The sequence below is a fragment of the Suttonella indologenes genome, assembly GCF_900460215.1.
Taxonomy (GTDB): Bacteria; Pseudomonadota; Gammaproteobacteria; order Cardiobacteriales; family Cardiobacteriaceae; genus Suttonella; species Suttonella indologenes.
This window is the reverse complement of sequence record NZ_UHIA01000004.1, coordinates 397,981-416,039: the sequence shown is the minus strand read 5'-3', so window position 1 is coordinate 416,039 and position 18,059 is coordinate 397,981. Positions and strand designations below refer to the sequence as shown.

Below are 18,059 nucleotides of genomic sequence, written 5' to 3'. Positions count from 1 at the left end.
CTATGTCATTGATACAGATTGAAGACTTCAGCCTCACTTATCACAATCAACATCGCCCTAGCCTATCTCACATCAGCCTCAGCATTAAGAAAGGCGAAAGTGTGCTACTCACAGGCCACAGCGCCTGTGGCAAAAGCAGCCTGCTACGCGCCTTAAGCGGCATCGTGCCTCATATCTATCCTGCCCAATTAAGCGGCAAACTTAAGATTGCAGAACATATTCCTGCACAAACGCCAATCCATCAACTGGGGCGGAAAATTGGCATGATTTATCAAAACCCACGCATGCAATTTTTTTGTCGCAATGTGCGCGAAGAACTGGCATTTGCACGAGAAAACGCAGGTGAAAATCCACAAGAAATTCTGCTCGATATTGAATACGTTAGCCAAGCCTTAGCTATCGACACTCTACTTGAACGCAACCTTTGGACACTCTCTAGCGGCGAACGACAGCGTGTCGCCATTGCAGCGGCACTCGTGGATAAAGCCCCAATCCTACTGTTTGACGAACCTAGCGCAAATTTAGACACCGAAAGCATCGCACAGCTGCGCGACTTGCTTCCAAGTTTGAGCGAACGCGGCATCACCATGCTCATTGCCGAACACCGCTGCCATTTTTTCAAAGACAGGGTTCATCGCGTCATCACCATGAAACAAGGAAAAATCATCAACAATCAAAAAGCAAAAGACTATTGGCAAGAAACGCCAACTAAAACTCTTTTAAGCCACAAGCCCTCATCACCGCTTAAGCCCCACCTTGCTTATCATGCGCCCAATCAAGCCCCATTTGCTTGTGAAAAGGGCAGCATTAGCGCAATCATAGGTCAAAATGGCAGCGGCAAAACCACGCTATTACGCACACTCGCAGGACTCAACAAAACCGCCTACCCCATTATGCTCAATGGCAAAGCGGTAAAAGCCAAACAGCTCATGCAACGCAGCTTTCTTGTCATGCAAGACATACCGCGCCAACTCTTTGCCGCTAAAGTCTGCGAAGAAATCACCCTGCCGCAGCGCAAACTCAATCAGCAAGATAAAGAACGCCTTGAACACTATCTCAAGGTTTTTTCTATCGCGCATCAAGCTGAGCAGCACCCACAAGCCCTATCAGCTGGCGAGCAACAACGCGTTTTGCTTGCCGCTGCACTCTATGCACAACGAGACATTTGCTTACTGGACGAACCCACATCAGGGCTAGATGCTTGTAGCGCCGAGCAACTCTGCACAGAACTCAGAAAACTGGCAGATAAAGGCAATATGGTCATTGTCGCCACCCACGACCCTAGCCTGATCGCCTATGCCGACCACATCTACCGCTTGAACAAGCATCAGCATGATTGAAGTCTATTGGAGCAGACTCGCCCCACTCAGGCTATTATAGTCAAAGAATTGAAAAAGTATTACGTCGTTGGCTCGCCTTGCCGTACTATCTGTATTGTCTGCGGCTCGCCGCCTTGTACTACTTTTTCACTTCTCCGACTATAGAACGACATTGCCTAACAACAGAATGGCAAGCGGCACAATCTTACTACCGCTTAGAAGATAAACAGCGTTTTTTAACAGCACGACTCCTCTGCCGAGAAATTGCCGCACCTCATATTAATCACCCAGCGCAACATTTATCTATACACAAAAACAAACAAGGTGCGCCTTTTTTAACCTTGAACGCCTATCAGCATCAGCCTTTATTGCCTAATATCAGCATCAGCCATAGCGGTGATTATGTTGCCATTGCACTGGCTTGGCATATCGCGCTAGGAATTGATTTAGAATATGAAACACACTGTGATTTTGCCCAATTTAATGAAATTGCCCTACAACCGCATGAATACTGCAAGCTAACAGCATATTCACGCGCACAATTCTGGACAGCAAAAGAAGCGGCAAGCAAAGCATGGGGAACAGGATTGCAGATTAATCCATTGGCTATCCAAGTCTGCCCATTATCTGAGCATCGCTTCACCGCTTATACAGCATCTTATCCAATCGCCTTTGGACGATGGCTACAAACAAACACCGCTACTATTGCTTTAGCGCTCGTCATGCTGGAAGAACAGCAAAACATCAGTGCTCAAGAATGGCATTTTTACTAATTCAACAAACGATTTTTGCTTTCATTCTGTTCTTCAAAACTGCGATAGACTTTCATCACATAATCGCGATAGATGCACACATCAATCTGCTCAAAGCTGCGCAACAAATACATAAACTGTTGCATAATCATACCATTGCGATAGCTAATATATTGCTGCACTTCTAAGAAAATCAAATTATCTTCTTCATCTTCATAATGGCGCAATGAGCTGCACACATTGATGATTTCGCTATTTGCCTCATTCACCGCTTCTAAGAGATGCGCAAACAGCTCAGGCTGATAATCCCCAACCCTATCTACACAGCGGATATTTAGGCATTTTTTATCTTCCAAAATCTTAATCGTGGCGCGATATTCCGCAATCACCACATCAAAACTATTGTCTGTAATATTCGATACTTCATAAAAAGCATCTTTGAGTGCTTGACTCAAATAGCCAATGCTCATGTCTTCTTCGCGCACAATCAGCTGTGATTTTGTTTCTTCTGTCATAATTCTCCTCAACAATCAAAAAAACAGGCGGATAGACCGCCTGTTTTGTTTTTTTTACGTCAATCGCCTTATTCGGCGGCAAAAGCACGACGCGGCGGACGTGCTTCGCGCGGCTGCGCCTCATTGACACGCAATTTGCGTCCGCCCACTTCTTTGTCATTGAGCTCGACAATGGCTTTTTGCGCGGCTTGTGCGTCTTCCATTTCAACAAAGCCGAAACCTTTCGAACGGTTATTGTGTTCGCGGTCTTTGACAATACTGGCACGAGAGACTTCGCCGTATTGAGCAAACAATTCGCGCAGTTCATTTTCATCGGTGCGGTAAGACAGATTACCGACATAAATATTGGTCATTTCAGATCCTTTTTGTGCGTACAAACTCTACCAACCGAAACACTCACGCACGAAGCTCGACGGGATTTACCCAAATACAGGCAAATTCTTTTAAACACTTTCACGCACCTGCCGCAAAAACAATTCTTCCAGACGGTTCGTTTTATTGCGCAAGGATAGCACAGTTATGCCTTGAGCGCTTAATTCCGCAAATATTTTATTCAAACCGCCGGAAATTCCACGCGGCACGATAATTTCTACACAACTATCATCAATTATCCGCAACGCCGCTTCGGATAATTGCGGCACATGCGCCGGCGGCGCGGCAATATCCGCCACAAAAACTTCCTCGTCCAATTCTTTGAGCAAGTCTTTCATATTATTCTGATAAACGATTTCGCCGTGATTGATGATGCCCACATGGCGGCACAAATGCTCGGCTTCTTCCAGATAATGCGTGGTTAAAATAATCGTCGTGCCGGCGGCATTCATTTCCTGCAGAAACTGCCACATGCTATGACGGATTTCCAAATCCACACCGGCGGTCGGCTCGTCTAAAATCAATAATTTCGGCTCATGTGCCATGGCGCGGGCAATCATCAAGCGGCGCTTCATGCCGCCGGATAAGGCACGCGTCTGCTCGTTTTTTTTATTGTACAGTCCCAACTTATCCAAATAAAAATGCGCGCGTTCAGTGGCTTGACGGTAAGGAAGATTATAAAAACCCGCTTGATTGCGCACGATATTGAGCGGAGTTTCAAAAACGTTGAAATTAAATTCCTGCGGCACCAAGCCGATGCAGCGTTTGGCGGCTAAAAAATCCTCATCGATATCGATGCCGAAAATCTTAATGCTGCCCGAACTTTTGCGCACCAAAGAGGTCAGCATGCCGATGGTAGTGGATTTCCCCGCCCCATTCGGACCCAGCAGGGAATAGAAATCCCCTGCTTCCACGCGCAAATTCAATCCCTTAACCGCATGAAATCCGTTCGGATAGATTTTATGCAAATTGCGGATTTCAATTGCCGCCGTCATAAGGCTTTGACCGCCGTTTCCAAACGGTTCAAGGCTTCTTGCACCAATTCAAAAGAACAGCCGAAATTAAAGCGTACAAAGCCCGATGCGGCATAGTCTGCGCCGTCGGCAAAACCGAGACCGTACTGCTCGAAATAGCGCTGCGGATTTTCCACCGGCAAAGCGCGGCAGTCGATAAATGCCAAATAGGTCGCCTCGAGCGGCGCCACGGACAGCGGCGGCAAGGCGGCGATACGGCGCTCGATTTCCTGCGCATTGCGCTGCAAATAGGCGATTTGCGCCTGCCGCCATATCTCGCCCTCGCGATATGCCGCCTGCGCCATCACGCGCCCTAAGACGTTCACATCGGCAAAGCCCTGAGAGACGCGCATAAAATCCGCCCGCAAATCGGCATCGGCAATCACGGCGTAAGAAGCACACATACCGGCAATATTGTAAGTTTTGCTGGGCGCCATCAGGGTAACACTGCGTTTAAGCGCATCTTCGCTTAACATCGCAAAAGGACGATGGCGACTGCCGTTTAAAATCAAATCGCAGTGGATTTCATCGGAACAGACAATCAAATCATGTGCTTGGGCAATGCGCGCATATTCCTGCAATTCTTCTTCGCGATAGACGCGGCTTAAGGGATTATGCGGATGACACAGAATCAGCAAACCGCTGTCGGGGCGCGCCGCCGCTTCTGCCATGCCTGCAAAATCCATCGACCATTGTCCGTTTTCCCAGCGGGCAGGCACGCAATGATGGCGAAATTCCGGCATCATTTTGCTTTGATTGAAGAAAGGCGGATAAGTCGGCGTGGCGATAACTGCCGCCTGCTTGCCGCGCAATTGCGACAGTCCGCGGCAGAAATTCAAACCCGGCACGCAGCCCGGAATCGGTACCACCCATTCTGCCTCAATTTCCCAATCGTATTGGACGGCGCAATGTTCGACAAAAGCCCCGATATAATCGTCTTCATTATAGGGATAGCCCAATACCGCATGCTGCAAACGCGCCTGTGCGGCGGCAAGAATCTTGTCATCGACCGCAAAATCGGTATCGGCAATCCAAAGCGGCAGAATGTCCGTGCCGGCGTATTTATGCCATTTTTTAGAATCGCTGCCGCGTCTGTCCAGCGCTTTTATCATGATTTCCTCCCGAATAAACAATACACGCCCAACGCAGCCAAAGCGACGACGGCTGCCAATTGTCCGCCCTGCGGCTGCGCCGTAATCCACAATGCCGCGCTGCCGAGCAGCAAAATCGCAGCGCTGAGCTGACGGCTCTGCGCCGCTTGCTTGCGTTCGCGCTCCGCCGCCTGATGCTCGTTCGACAATTGCTGCTGCATCAGACGGTAGGTCAGCACCGGCATTTTAGGCAAAATATCCATATATTCATGCGCCTGCGTTCTTAAGCGTTTCAATGCCGCCCGCGGCCCGATTTGTTTTTTCATCCAATCTTCCAGCACCGGCTTGGCAGTCGTCCACAAATCCAAATCGGGATACAGCCGCCGCCCCAAGCCTTCGACATTAAAGAAGGTTTTTTGCAGCAGCACCAATTGCGGCTGAATGTGCATATCGAAGCGGCGCGCAGTTTGGAACAGACTGAACAGGAAAGCGCCGAAAGAAATATCTTTAATCGGTTTGCCAAAAATCGGCTCGGAGACTTTGCGAATCGCCGCCTCGAAATCCGTTACCCGAGTATGCGCCGGTACCCAGCCCGATTCCACATGCAATTCCGCCACGCGGCGATAATCGCGATTGAAAAAGGCGAGGAAATTCTCCGCCAAATAATGCTGGTCTTCAGGCGTTAAGGAACCCATGATGCCGAAATCAATCGCGCAATATCTCGGATTTTCAGGGTCTTCGATATCGACAAAAATATTGCCGGGGTGCATATCGGCATGGAAAAAGCTGTCGCGGAAAACCTGCGTGAAAAAGATTTCCACGCCGCGTTCCGCCAAGACTTTTTTATTGACTCCCGCCGCTTCCATCGCCGCCATATCCGAGATATTGAGATAGAACACCCGCTCCTGCACCATAACTTTCTGCCGGCAATAAGGCCAATACACCTGCGGCACATGCAAAATCGGCGAACCAGCAAAATTGGCTTTCACTTGGCTGACACTTGCCGCCTCGTTCATCAAATCCAGCTCATTTGCCATCGTGTTTTCAAATTCGCGTACCACTTGCAGCGGACGCAAACGCCGCGCTTCGCGGCTTTTCTCCGCCACGCGCGCCAAGGCGTACATCAAGCCGATGTCGTTCGCCACTTGTTTTTCCACATTCGGACGCAGTACTTTCACCACCACCTGTTCGCCGCTGTTCAGCACCGCACCGTGCACCTGCGCCACCGATGCTGAAGCCAAAGCCTCATCGTCGAATTGCGAGAATACCGCCGCAATCGGCTGTCCCAAGGCCTCTTCGACCATCGCTCTTGCCTCGCTGCCGGCAAAAGGCGGCACGCGGTCTTGCAGCAAATTCAGCTCGGCGGCAATATCGGCGGGGATTAAATCGGGGCGCGTGGATAAGGTCTGCCCCAATTTGACGAAAATCGGACCTAATTCCTGCAAACTCAGGCGCAGCCGCGCACCGCGGCTCAAACCCTCCTGATTGCGCCGATAATGGGCGGGATGCAGATAAGCACCGTAACGCACCCAGCGCAAGAGTCCCGATTTCGGCAAATACTCGTCCAAGCCGTAGAAAATCACGACATTGAAAATATCGTATAAACGTTTGATTGAGCGCAGCATCAGCGGGATTCCCATTGTGAAAGGCGCGTTTCCAAAGCACGCAGACGCGCTTGCAGACGCTCCAGCTCCGCCGTTTGCAGGGCAAATTCCGCTTGGCTGACAAAACCCGCCTCGCCCTGCACAAATTCCTGCAACCAAGATTCGGCTTTTTCTTTGGCGCGCTCACCCTGACTGCGTAACATCTGCAAAGCGCTTGCCGCCGCGCCGCCCAAACCATCGCCCAAACGCGCACGCAGCACCGCATCAAAATCCGGCGCAAGCTCCGCCATCACGCGCTGAAACTGCTGCGCGGCGTAAACATCGCCCTCGATATACAATTTATTCTGCTTATCCGCCGCCTTATCCGCACCGCGGAAAAGCTGCAAGAAACCGCCTAAATTGCCGCGCAAACGCACATCCGCTTCCGCCGCCGCTTCGCTTTCCTGCAATAGGGACAAACGCGCATCGTCAATACTAAACAGCCATGTTTGCGGCATATTTTCCAGTTGCACGCTCACGCGCCGCCCATTGATGACCGCCAATTTTTCCGCCGCCTGCGGATCGAGATTCAAGGCGGCATTGATGGCATGCTCCAGCATCGTAGCCTGTAATAATTTCTCCAACATTGCCGCTCCTATGGCTTCACGCCGCGATGAATCGCCACCACGCCGTTGCTTAAATTTTGATATTCGCAATCGACCAGCCCTGCGGCTTCAAACATCAATTGCAATTCCAATTGCGTCGGCATCATGCGGATAGACTCGGCAAGATATTGATAACTTTCGCTGTCTTTGGCAATCCATTTGCCCATCTGCGGCAAAAAGGTAAAGGAATACCAATCGTAAACCTTGCTGAACAGCGCCGATTTGGGATGCGAAAATTCCAGCACCAAGACCCGTCCGCCAGGTTTCAGTACCCGCGCCATTTCATTAAGCGCCTGCTGCTGATGGGTAACATTGCGCAGACCAAAAGCCATGGTAATCAAATCGATAGAATTATCCGCAAAGGGCAATTGCTCCGCATTGGCTAAGACAAATTCCATATTCTGCAACCAGCCTTTGCCGATTAAGCGCTCACGCCCGCGCGCCAGCATCGCCGCATTGATATCGGAAACAATCAAACGCCCCTCTATATCCGCACCTGCGCCCTCGCCGCACATGCGTTTTGCCAAGCGTTTGCTGATATCGCCGGTGCCTGCCGCCAAATCTAATACCGTTTCGCCGGCTTTCGCATCGCTTTGCCAGACAAACCAGTCCTTCCAAAAACGATGCACGCCGAAGCTCATCACATCGTTCATGATGTCGTATTTGCCCGCCACGGAATCGAAAACCGCGCCCACGCGCGCATTTTTTTCCGCTTCATCAATCTTTTGATAGCCAAAATGGGTTTCACTCATTATTTTGCTCCCGCGTTTTGCCCTCGAGCTCGAGAGCGTGTAAATATTCATGCCAATAGCGTTCCTGATGCGCGCACAAATCCTGCAAGACTTCCCAAGAAAAAATGCCGCTGTCGTGTCCGTCGCTAAAAACTAAGCGCACGGCATATTGCCCGACCGGATAAATATCGCGAATGCGCACCTCGCGTTTGCCGCCGATAAAGGTCCAAGCGCCGCCGTGTCCGCGCACTTCCGCCGAGGGCGAGCAAACGCGCAGATACTCCGCGCTTAAGGTATAGGATTTATCGGCATAGCCAAGTGTCAGGCTGCTGCCGTCTTTCGCCAAACGCAATTCCTGCGGTACTTCCGCCGCTATCATGCGTCCAACTCCCGAATCACTTCATGATGCGATGCAATCACGCGGCGCAGACGCGCCAGCATCTCCGGTGCAACCTTGCGTCCGTGCGCTAAAAGCAATACCTGCGCGCCCGCCGCCAATGCCGCCTCCGCGCCCGTATCGGAATCCTCAATCACCAATAATTGCTCCGCCGCCACGCCCAATAAGGCGGCGGCTCTTTGATAAGGCTCCGGATGCGGCTTGGGGTCTTTGACGTCGTCGCGGGTAATCACCACCGAAAAATATTGCAGCAAATCGGGGCGGGTATGATTCACATCGCGCAGCAGATTTTCCTGAAAATCGTTAGTTACTAAAGCCAGCGGATAGCCCTGCGCATGCAGGCTTTCAATCAGGCTCTCCACGCCGGGGATAAAGGGCAAATCCTCTGCTTCCAAGAGATGATAGACCAGCGGCAGCCAATGTTCTTCGATAAAACTCTCCGTCCGCTCGCCAAAATATTCCCGCAATACGGCATAACTTTGGTCGGCGCTCACGCCGGTCAGGCGCCCATGAATATCCGCCGGCAATGCCACGCCGAATTCCGCCGCCGCCTGCTCCAAACCGCGCGCATAAACGCGCTCTGAATCGAAAATCACGCCGTCTTTGTCAAAAGCCACTGCTTCAATCGTCATTCTTTACTCCTAAAATATCCGGTTCAATCACTAATTCAATCTCAAAACCTTCGCGCACCGCCGCCTGCACCGTCGCGGCATACTGCAAAATCTCCGCGCCGCTACCGCCATGGTTGACCAAGACCAAGGCATGTCGGGCGCTCATTTCGATATTGCCGATTCGTCTGCCTTTAAAGCCGCATTGCTCAATCAGCCAAGCGGCAGGAATTTTCACCACCTCGCCCGCCGCATAATGCGGTATGGCGCCGAAACGCGCGCTCAAGGCGGCAAACTGCGCAGGACTAATCAGCGGATTATGGAAAAAACTGCCGACATTGGGCTGCTGCTCGGGCGAGGGCAGTTTGCTACGGCGTAAGGCGCAGATATGGGCGAACATTTCAGGCAAGGTCTGCACCGCCTCGCTAATGCCGACGTATTGCCGTTGCAATTCTCCGCGTTTGTGCAGACGCAGATGCACCGCCGTAATCAAAAAACGCCCTTTCCAATCCTGTTTGAAGCGGCTGTTGCGGTAGCTCAAAGCGCAATCCGCCGCCGCAATCCGTACAAATTGCCGCTGCAAGGCATCATAGGCTTCCACCGCCGCCAAGCAGTTGCGGATTTCCACTCCGTAAGCGCCGATATTCTGCACCGGCGCCGCGCCTGCCATGCCGTAAATCAAGGCGAGGTTCTCAATGCCGTAATAACCTTGCCCGACCGCCCATTGCACCGCATCATGCCAGTTTGTGCCTGCCAAAACGCGCAGCAGTACGCTGTCTGCGCTTTCCTCGACTATCTCTATCCCTGCAAAACGCGGCTGCACAAGGCGCTGGCTAATCTCGCCGACAATAATCGTATTGCTGCCGCCGCCTAAAATATGGTCGCCCGTCTGATAAATCGCCGCTTCTTCAGGGCTTTCCAACTCAATCAGAGTCTTGGCAAAAGCAGGGGCGGCAAGAGTATGGCGGCTTTGCAAATCGACCGCGTGCAGGGTTTTCATTATTCGATGCCTAATTTTTTCAATTTGTAACGCATGGCGCGGAAGCTGATGCCGAGGTTTTCCGCCGCCCGCGTTTTATTGTTACCCGCCTCTTCCAAGGCTTTGACGAGCAGCTGGCGCTCGAGGTCTTCCATGTATTGCTCCAAATCATTGGGTATAAACATATCCTGCAAATGATTGTCTTCGCCGAATGTTTCCGCCGCCTGCTCGGATGCCGGCTCCCAAAAAGCGGAATTACCTTTACTTGGTGCTTCAGGCTTAGACGGTGCAGCGGCGGCTTTTTCAGGTTTGCTATTGTCAATGGACTGGGCAAAATCATCAAAGCTGAAATGAAATTTCGCTTCATTATCGCTTTCTGCGCTGTCCTGCTGATGCAGGGCGGTGGACAGACGAATATCCTCGGCTTCAATCGTATTGTCATTCATAAAGGTCAAAGCCCGCTCTAGGACGTTTTCTAATTCGCGCACATTGCCGGGAAAATGATAGGCGCAGAGTTTTTCAAAGGCGGCGGGCGAGAATTGCGCTTCAGGATAGCCGGCATTGCGTGCCAATCGCGCCAATAGAAAATGCGCCAATAAAGCGATATCGCCTTCTCTTTCACGCAACGGCGGCAAATCGATGCCGATGACATTGAGGCGGTAATATAAGTCTTCGCGGAATTCGCCTTTCTTCACTTTCTCCGCCAAATTATGGTTGGTGGCGGAAATAATGCGCGTATCGATGCTTTCTTCGCGGTCGCTGCCGATAGGACGCACCGCCCGTTCCTGAATGGCACGCAGCAATTTGACCTGCATCGGCAGGGGTAAATCCGCCACTTCGTCTAAAAACAAAGTACCCCCGCTGGCGGCGACGAATAAACCGTCCGTGTCTTGATTCGCGCCGGTAAATGCGCCTTTTTTGTAGCCGAAAAATTCGCTTTCGACTAGGTTTTCGGGAATCGCGCCGCAGTTAACCGCAATAAAGGGACCTTCGCTGCGGCTGCTTTGTTCGTGAATAGCGCGCGCCGCTACTTCCTTACCGGTTCCCGATTCGCCGTGAATAAAAATCGTCGCCTGAGAACGCGCCACGCGCGCAATCATTTCGCGCACCTCCACCATTTGCGGCGATTCGCCGATCAAATGCGTCTGCCGCCGTCCGCCGCCATTGGAAGCATCCGGCTCCGCTGCCTTCGCCGCTGTTTTGGCGGCATGAGTTTTCGCAGCTGCCGAAGGTTTTGCTGCTTCCTGCGGCTTGTATTTTTTGCCCGCCTTCAGCGCCGCCGCGCAGACCGAGCGCAATTGTTTGAGTTCAAAAGGCTTGTTGATAAAATCAAAGGCCCCCATTTTCAAGGCCTTAATCGCCATGTCCATATTGCCGTGCGCCGTCATAATGCAGACCGGCGTGTCGGGGTAATGTTTGTTGATGTGCAGCAATAATTCCAAGCCGTCGCCATCAGGCAGGCGCACATCGCAGAAAATCACATCATAAGCTTTCTCTTTGAGCTGTTTAATCGCACTTTTCACGCTGTACACGCTGTCGCAGACAATTTCCTGCGCCGTCAGCGCCATTTCCACCAATTCGCAAATATCGCGTTCATCATCAATAATTAAGGCTTTAGAGCTCATCTGTCATTCCTTAGATATTGTCATTTTCTGTCAAATAACGTTCCATGATGATACGGAAACTCGCTCCCTGCGCTCTATGCACATAAATAATATGCGCTTGATTGGCAAGACACATTTCCCGTACCAAATACAAACCCAGCCCCGTTCCTTCGTGACTGGAAGAGTAAAAAGGTTCAAAAATCCGTTCGCGCAAATTTTCCGGCACGCCGCGACCATTATCAATCACGTCCAAATAAATACTGCGTCCGCCTTCGCCGAGATGGGTTTGCATGATAATTTCTATATCTTTGCGTCCGCCGTGCTTCATCGCATTGAGCATCAAATTATGCAATATCTGCCCCAAATGACTGGGATCGAAAAATACGCTGCATTCTTTGGTTTCTTCCGCGTTGAGGCTAATCGGCGTCAGCTCCAAATCCTTGTCATTGCGCGAATTACTGATACTGTTGCGCAGAAAATCGTTTAAGGCTAAGAGCTGAGGAGAACTGGGACGGTCAGTAAACATATCCAAAATATCGCTGATAATCGCATTGATGCGGCGGCTGTTGGATTGAATCTTATGACATAAACCCTGCAATTTCTCGTCATCGGGGCGTGCTTCGGCAAGCAATTCGTTCGCGCTTTGAATCGAGCCTAGGGGATTGCGGATTTCATGGGCAATACCGGCGGTTAAGCGTCCCAGCGATGCCAGTCTGGTTTCGCGCACGCGCTGATAGATCGCCTCCGTATTTTCCAAAGAAATCATAATCAAAGGCGAATAGCCGGCAATCGGCAAAGGAGTAAAGGTGGCGGTATAGGTTTCGCCAAACAAATTCAGCGGCTGCAAATCATTGTGCTTTAAGTCCAGCCAGCGCGCCAACTGCCGCGCCAATAGCGGGCTTAACTGCTTGAGCGTCAAGGGCATTGATTCCTCTCTTCTAATCCGAAAACGCTCGCGCATGATGCGGTTCATCGCCACGATTTCATTACGCACGTTCAGCACAATCAAGCCGCTGGGCATTTCGGCAATAATCGATTCGTTCAAACTGCGGCTTTGCTCGTAAAAAGTGCGGTTGAGCTTTGCCATGATGCCGTTTTCGCGCGCATTATTCGCCAAATAGCCGACTAGGAACAAAATCAAACTCAGTGCTGCACACACCACCAACATGCCGATCAATTCGCCGTCATGTCTGCTCCACAAATCGAAGGCGCTCTGCCCGATGGTTTTCACATTGGCGCCGAAAAAATTCAAACGATCCATAGACCAGAGCAAATACACCAAAACCAGTTCCCAAAACACAAAAAAGGCATAGCTGGCGCATTGAAAAATATTTAATGTCAATAATGACAAAGCAAGGCTAACCAACATAAAAGGCACCAGCCACTGCCAGTTTTCCTTGAAATCCAAAGATACCAAAAACAAGACGGCGAAAAAGATATCGACTAAGGCATTAACCAAAAATAAACCTTCGTCGCCCTTGCCGCGCAAACTGTATAAAGTGATTAAGGATAATAAGACGATATAGGCGCAGCCAAAAAGCAAAATCGTGTTCTGCTCTACAAATTCGCTGCACCAAATAAACTGCATCTTGCCTGAAAGCAGTAAAGGCGCAAAAATCACGCACAAGAGCGCAAAGACCAAGCGCATCATATTGGCAACATGCATGATGCGGCGACGATAACGCAGACTCTCGCATTCCACCAAAGACCCCGTCAAGACGGGATTATTCGGCGTAATCACCACATTACGTTCCCGCACCAAACGCTCTACCATGTTTTGAATTCTCCATAATTTAACTGAACCGCCGTCATTGCCGCCACCGCCGCCGTATCTGCACGCAAAATTCTATTGCCGAGCAGCTGCGTCTGCCAACCCTTGCTGCACGCCAATGCCACTTCCTCGGCAGTAAAACCGCCTTCGGGACCAATCATCAGCGCCACCGAGTCTATCTGCGAGGGCAATTGTAATGCCGCCTCATCATGCGGGCTAAGCATAATATTGAGCGCGCAAGGCGCGTTCAGCGTCTCGTCAAGCGGCTGCGGTGCGCTTAAGACAGGCCATTCCGCCCGCCCACATTGCAAAGCCGCCGCCGTCAAAATCCCCTGCCAATGCTGCTGTTTTTTCAGCCAGCGTTCGGCGGATAATTCGCGCTCGCTGCGCGCCGTCATCAGCGGCACAATCGCCGTCGCGCCCAACTCCACCGCCTTTTGCAAGACCCAATCCTGCTGTTCGCCCTTAATCAAAGCCATATACAAATGCAGGGGCAAAGTCGGCGTGCAGGGATTATCCGCAATCGCGACAATCTCCGCCGCCACGGCTTTTTTATCGCATTGCGCGATAGCGCCCCGATAATTGCGTCCGTCGCCGCAGACCAGCTCCACCGCATCGCCGACGCGCATCCGCAGTACCTTGCCGACCTTATGCGCCGCCGCTTCCTCAAGCCAATTCAGCCCGAGCTGCGGCGGCTGCGAATGAAACAGGCGCACTAAACGCATAAGACCGTCCTAGAAATTGTCATTAATGAATCATCATGATTAAATGCAATCCGTCATTTTAACGTATTTACGAGGAATTATCTTATGCCTATGAAAATCGTGAGCTGGAACGTCAATTCCCTCAACGTGCGGCAATCCCAAGTACTGGACTATCTCGAAAGCCATCACCCTGCCGTGCTGGGCTTGCAGGAACTCAAACAAACGGACGAAGCGGTCAAACGCGAAGCCTTCATTCAAGCCGGCTGGCATCTCGTTACACAGGGACAAAAAACCTATAACGGCGTTGCCCTCATCAGCAAAAGCGCGCCGGAAAACGTCGTGCGCGGCATACCGAATAACGAAGACGACCCACAAGCGCGCGCCATTGCCGCCAGCTACGGTGATCTGCGGGTGCTGAATCTCTATGTGCCGAACGGCAAAGCCGTCGGCGATGAAAAATATCACTACAAACTCGGCTGGCTGGAAAAACTGCAAGCCTATGTCGCCCGATTGCTGCAAGAGTATCCGAAACTCGTCGTCATCGGTGATTTCAACATCGCTCCTGCCGATATTGACGTGCACGACCCCAAGGCATGGCAGGACAAAATCCTCTGCTCCGCGCCCGAGCGCCAAGCCTTGCAAGCCCTCTTCGATTTGGGACTGACAGATGCCTTCCGCGCCCGACACCCTGAAAGACAGCAATTCAGCTGGTGGGATTACCGCATGGGCGGACTGCGGCGCAATCTGGGACTACGCATCGACCTAACCTTAATCAGCCCCGCGCTGCAACTCATCGACGCCGATATCGACATGGCGCCGCGCGAACAAGAACGCCCCTCCGACCACGCCCCTGCTTGGGTGGAAATCCAATAAATGAAACGGACTTATTCCGCGCCCTGCTGCGCTCGCAATACCGCTAATAAACCCTGCATATCGGACGGAAGTTCGCATTCAAATTCCAGCCATTCTTCCGTCGCAGGGTGCAGCAAAGCCAATTTTTGCGCATGCAGGGCTTGACGCGGAAAACGCATCACCGCTTCGCGCGCCGCTTCCGCCGTTTGCTTGCTCGGAATCAGCCGCCCGCCGTAAAGCGTATCGCCCACTAAAGGAAAACGATTTTCCGATAAATGCACGCGGATTTGATGCGTGCGCCCTGTTTCTAATTTCACGCGCAGCAGCGTGAAATCGCCCAAGCGTTCTTCAATGCGGTAATGCGTAATCGCCTCACGTCCGTCGCTGCGTACCGTCATTTTCAGGCGGTCGCTCGCATGGCGTCCGATCGGCTGATCAATCGTCGCACCGGCGGTAACATAGCGATGCACCAAGGCGAGATATTCCCGTCCCATTTCGCGTTCTTGCAGCTGCCGCACCAAATGCGTGTGGGCGCGCAGAGAATGCGCCACCACCATCAAACCGCTGGTATCCTTATCCAAGCGATGCACAATGCCGGCGCGCGGCAATTGAGCGGTAGCGGGAAAATGATGCAGCACGGCATTGAGCAAAGTGCCGTCGGCATTGCCCACTGCCGGATGCACGACCATGCCCGCCGCCTTATTGATGACAATAATATCCTCATCGGCAAATACGACTTCAAGCGGCAAATCCTGCGGTAAATCCTGCGTCTGCTGCTCTTCCTCGATGCCGCCGCTAATCACATCGCCCGCAAATAAAGCCTGCTTGGGTTTGGCAGGGCGTTGATTGACCAAAATACTGTGCGCCTTCAAAGCCGCCTGCCAACGCGCGCGGGAATATTCGGGAAAGGCGGCGGCAAGGATTTGGTCGGCGCGCAAACCGTTTTCATCGGCGCCGACCGTATAAGAAATCTCGCGTAATACGCTGGGGCTGTGTTTATCCATAATTTAACGTTTATAATAGGGCTTTTCATTGTAACGGAGTTTCTACATGCGAGTGCGCCATTTTCTTCTGCTCAGCACCGCTTCAGCTATTCTCTTTGGCTGCAGTTCACTCAAACAAGACCGCACCATCGGCTGGAGCGCCAACCAGCTCTACGAAGCCGCCAAAGCGGAACGCGAAGGCGGTTCCTACACCGCCGCCGTGGATTACTACGACAAACTGCTGGCGCGCTTCCCCTACGGCTCTTTAGCGCAGCAAAGCATTCTCGACATCGCCTACGTGCATTACAAAAACTCGGAGCCAGATAAAGCCATCGAAAAACTCAACGAATTTTTGCACACCTATCCGCAACACCCTTATGCGGACTATGCCCTCTTCCTGCGCGGCGTCGTGGAATACGAACGCAACGTCTCCTTCTTCGACCGCCTGATGCCGACCAACCTCTCGCAAACCGACCCTGAAGCGCTGAAAACCGCCTTCAACACCTTTGCCGAAGTCGCCGACAAATACCCGCAAAGCGAATACGCCGAAGACGCGCGAGCGCGCATGGTCTTCATCCATAACCTCTTGGGCGAACACACGCTGGAAGTCGCCAATTACTACCTGCGCCGCGGCACCTATATCGCCGCCATTAATCGCTACAAACAAGTATTGGAAGAATACGAACAAAGCCAAAGCGCACCCTACGCCCTTGCTGCCATGAGCCGCGCCTACCGCGAAATGGGCGAAACCGCCCTCGCCCAAGATGCCGAAGCCGTGCTGCGCCTGAACTTTGCCGACAAACTGCAAGACAAAGAAATCCGACACTACCTCAACGGCGACATACACAAACAGCCCTCTTTCTGGCAACGCATCAACGCCAAGCCGAAAATTTAAATCGCCATTTCATTTTTCTTCCCAATGGCTTGGATTTATTTAATTAGCGCCGGCATCGCCGAAATCGGCTGGCCTCTGGGTTTAAAACTCGCTCAACAAGATGGCAAACGCCTACTCGGCACCGTTATCGCCGCCGCTTTTCTTGGCATCAGCGGTTTTCTGCTTTATTTGGCGCAAAAAAGCATTCCCATGGGCACCGCCTATGCCGTTTGGACAGGCATAGGCGCAGTGGGCGCATTTTTAATCGGCATCGTTTTTTTCAAAGACAACAGCCATTGGGGACGCTGGCTCGGCGCCTGCCTGATTATCGGCGGTGTCATTATGATGAAATTGGCGGGCTAAATGCATTGGGCATTTCTGCTTGCCGCCGGACTATTGGAAATCGGTTGGCCTTTAGGCTTGAAACTGGCGCAAAACGACGGCTATTTGCTACTAGGCTTATTGATAGCCGCAGGCTTTATGGCCGCCAGCGGCTACCTGCTCTTTCTTGCACAGAAAAAAATTCCCATGGGTACCGCCTATGCTGTTTGGACTGGCATCGGCGCAGTGGGCGCATTTTTAATCGGCATCGTCTTTTTTAACGATGCCGCCTCATTCGGACGTTGGATCGGCGCTGCGATGATTGTCAGCGGCGTCATCGTGATGAAACTGTCTGCGCCCAAAGCATAAATAATAACAGCGATTTTTGCTCTAATGCAGCCGACTTATAGTATATAGTCGAAGAATTGAAAAAGCATTACGGTGTTGGCTCTCTTGCACTACTTTTTTCACTTCTCCGACGATAGAACATGCCGACAGCATCGACTGTTTCAGCCAGCAATATGCAAGGCATTCAAGATATTTTGCAGCCTTTAAATACGCATTAAACAAGCTAAAAATATAGACCGGATTTTTTCGCAATTTAAAAAATCAAAATAAAAAATTGATGTATTGTTTTTAAATTTAAATAATAAACCATCATCAGAAGCGAATTTTAATTTATAGAGAAACGATTATGTATTTTGTTGATAATAAAGACACCACCGACCCTAGCATCAATATCTCTTTGGAAACGTATTTGGTGGAGAACCGCTTAAGCGATGAGCCGATGCTGCTGTTTTACATCAATGAACCCTCGATTATCATCGGGCGCAATCAAAACACGATTGAAGAGATCAATCAGCGCTTTAAAAAATTATTTTGACTATCTATCGCCTGAAGCCATAAGAGAAATTGTCATATTCTT

General features: G+C 51.2%; 20 protein-coding genes and 1 pseudogene. 7 read left to right on the top strand and 14 right to left on the bottom strand.

Annotated features, from left to right (window positions below; translation table 11 throughout):
• Positions 1 to 2 precede the first annotated feature (2 nt).
• The gene (locus DYC63_RS06110) at positions 3 to 1,340 is read left to right on the top strand and encodes an ABC transporter ATP-binding protein (RefSeq protein ID WP_115218419.1); all 1,338 of its coding nucleotides are present in this window, start codon (positions 3 to 5) and stop codon (positions 1,338 to 1,340) included.
• Positions 1,337 to 2,092: a 4'-phosphopantetheinyl transferase family protein gene (locus DYC63_RS13755; protein WP_115218418.1), complete on the top strand. Its 756-nt coding sequence runs from the start codon at positions 1,337 to 1,339 to the stop codon at positions 2,090 to 2,092. Before DYC63_RS06110 ends, DYC63_RS13755 begins: the two co-directional genes overlap by 4 nt.
• On the opposite strand, the gene DYC63_RS06100 is transcribed toward DYC63_RS13755, so the two are convergent.
• The 13 genes from DYC63_RS06100 to DYC63_RS06040 form a co-directional block, all read right to left on the bottom strand.
• Positions 2,089 to 2,586 carry a hypothetical protein gene (locus tag DYC63_RS06100; protein ID WP_115218417.1) on the bottom strand — a complete coding sequence of 166 codons (498 nt, stop codon included), beginning with the start codon at positions 2,584 to 2,586 and terminating at the stop codon, positions 2,089 to 2,091. The genes DYC63_RS13755 and DYC63_RS06100 overlap by 4 nt on opposite strands.
• Before the next feature lie 68 nt (positions 2,587 to 2,654).
• Positions 2,655 to 2,939 carry an RNA recognition motif domain-containing protein gene (locus DYC63_RS06095; RefSeq protein ID WP_115218416.1) on the bottom strand — a complete coding sequence of 95 codons (285 nt, stop codon included), beginning with the start codon at positions 2,937 to 2,939 and terminating at the stop codon, positions 2,655 to 2,657.
• Positions 2,940 to 3,029: 90 nt separating this feature from the next.
• The gene (locus DYC63_RS06090) at positions 3,030 to 3,953 is read right to left on the bottom strand and encodes an ABC transporter ATP-binding protein (protein WP_115218415.1); all 924 of its coding nucleotides are present in this window, start codon (positions 3,951 to 3,953) and stop codon (positions 3,030 to 3,032) included.
• Entirely contained in the window at positions 3,950 to 5,083 is a 1,134-nt protein-coding gene (locus DYC63_RS06085; RefSeq protein WP_115218414.1) for a MalY/PatB family protein, read from the bottom strand. Before DYC63_RS06085 ends, DYC63_RS06090 begins: the two co-directional genes overlap by 4 nt.
• Entirely contained in the window at positions 5,080 to 6,690 is a 1,611-nt protein-coding gene (gene ubiB, locus DYC63_RS06080; RefSeq protein WP_115219481.1) for a ubiquinone biosynthesis regulatory protein kinase UbiB, read from the bottom strand. Before ubiB ends, DYC63_RS06085 begins: the two co-directional genes overlap by 4 nt.
• Positions 6,687 to 7,292, bottom strand: coding sequence for a ubiquinone biosynthesis accessory factor UbiJ (locus DYC63_RS06075; protein WP_115218413.1), 606 nt, complete (start codon positions 7,290 to 7,292; stop codon positions 6,687 to 6,689). Before DYC63_RS06075 ends, ubiB begins: the two co-directional genes overlap by 4 nt.
• Positions 7,293 to 7,300: 8 nt before the next feature.
• Complete coding sequence (gene ubiE / locus DYC63_RS06070) at positions 7,301 to 8,062, bottom strand: bifunctional demethylmenaquinone methyltransferase/2-methoxy-6-polyprenyl-1,4-benzoquinol methylase UbiE (protein ID WP_115218412.1); 762 nt, start codon at positions 8,060 to 8,062, stop codon at positions 7,301 to 7,303.
• Positions 8,055 to 8,420, bottom strand: coding sequence for a gamma-butyrobetaine hydroxylase family protein (locus DYC63_RS06065; protein ID WP_115218411.1), 366 nt, complete (start codon positions 8,418 to 8,420; stop codon positions 8,055 to 8,057). Before DYC63_RS06065 ends, ubiE begins: the two co-directional genes overlap by 8 nt.
• Complete coding sequence (locus DYC63_RS06060; RefSeq protein WP_115218410.1) at positions 8,417 to 9,070, bottom strand: HAD family hydrolase; 654 nt, start codon at positions 9,068 to 9,070, stop codon at positions 8,417 to 8,419. The genes DYC63_RS06065 and DYC63_RS06060 overlap by 4 nt, the downstream gene beginning before the upstream one ends.
• Complete coding sequence (gene murB, locus DYC63_RS06055; protein WP_115218409.1) at positions 9,060 to 10,046, bottom strand: UDP-N-acetylmuramate dehydrogenase; 987 nt, start codon at positions 10,044 to 10,046, stop codon at positions 9,060 to 9,062. Before murB ends, DYC63_RS06060 begins: the two co-directional genes overlap by 11 nt.
• Complete coding sequence (locus DYC63_RS06050; protein WP_115218408.1) at positions 10,046 to 11,650, bottom strand: sigma-54-dependent transcriptional regulator; 1,605 nt, start codon at positions 11,648 to 11,650, stop codon at positions 10,046 to 10,048. The genes murB and DYC63_RS06050 overlap by 1 nt, the downstream gene beginning before the upstream one ends.
• A 10-nt stretch (positions 11,651 to 11,660) precedes the next feature.
• Entirely contained in the window at positions 11,661 to 13,403 is a 1,743-nt protein-coding gene (locus DYC63_RS06045) for a sensor histidine kinase (RefSeq protein WP_115218407.1), read from the bottom strand.
• Complete coding sequence (locus tag DYC63_RS06040; protein WP_115218406.1) at positions 13,397 to 14,125, bottom strand: 16S rRNA (uracil(1498)-N(3))-methyltransferase; 729 nt, start codon at positions 14,123 to 14,125, stop codon at positions 13,397 to 13,399. Before DYC63_RS06040 ends, DYC63_RS06045 begins: the two co-directional genes overlap by 7 nt.
• Positions 14,126 to 14,215: 90 nt before the next feature.
• Here DYC63_RS06040 and xth point away from each other — a divergent pair, with 90 nt between their 5' ends.
• Positions 14,216 to 14,977 carry an exodeoxyribonuclease III gene (gene xth, locus DYC63_RS06035; RefSeq protein WP_115219480.1) on the top strand — a complete coding sequence of 254 codons (762 nt, stop codon included), beginning with the start codon at positions 14,216 to 14,218 and terminating at the stop codon, positions 14,975 to 14,977.
• A gap of 11 nt (positions 14,978 to 14,988) precedes the next feature.
• On the opposite strand, the gene rluD is transcribed toward xth, so the two are convergent.
• Complete coding sequence (gene rluD / locus DYC63_RS06030; protein WP_115218405.1) at positions 14,989 to 15,960, bottom strand: 23S rRNA pseudouridine(1911/1915/1917) synthase RluD; 972 nt, start codon at positions 15,958 to 15,960, stop codon at positions 14,989 to 14,991.
• Positions 15,961 to 16,006: 46 nt separating this feature from the next.
• Between rluD and DYC63_RS06025 the strand changes: the two genes are divergently transcribed.
• The 4 genes and pseudogenes from DYC63_RS06025 to DYC63_RS06010 form a co-directional block, all read left to right on the top strand.
• The gene (locus DYC63_RS06025) at positions 16,007 to 16,834 is read left to right on the top strand and encodes an outer membrane protein assembly factor BamD (RefSeq protein ID WP_115218404.1); all 828 of its coding nucleotides are present in this window, start codon (positions 16,007 to 16,009) and stop codon (positions 16,832 to 16,834) included.
• A gap of 24 nt (positions 16,835 to 16,858) precedes the next feature.
• A complete protein-coding gene (locus tag DYC63_RS06020) occupies positions 16,859 to 17,176 on the top strand; it encodes a DMT family transporter (protein ID WP_115218403.1) in 318 nt (105 codons plus the stop codon).
• Complete coding sequence (locus tag DYC63_RS06015; RefSeq protein ID WP_115218402.1) at positions 17,177 to 17,503, top strand: DMT family transporter; 327 nt, start codon at positions 17,177 to 17,179, stop codon at positions 17,501 to 17,503. It abuts the gene before it with no gap.
• Positions 17,504 to 17,828: 325 nt separating this feature from the next.
• Positions 17,829 to 18,002 (top strand): annotated as a pseudogene (locus tag DYC63_RS06010) (lipoyl protein ligase domain-containing protein); the annotation flags it as partial.
• Positions 18,003 to 18,059 lie beyond the last annotated feature (57 nt).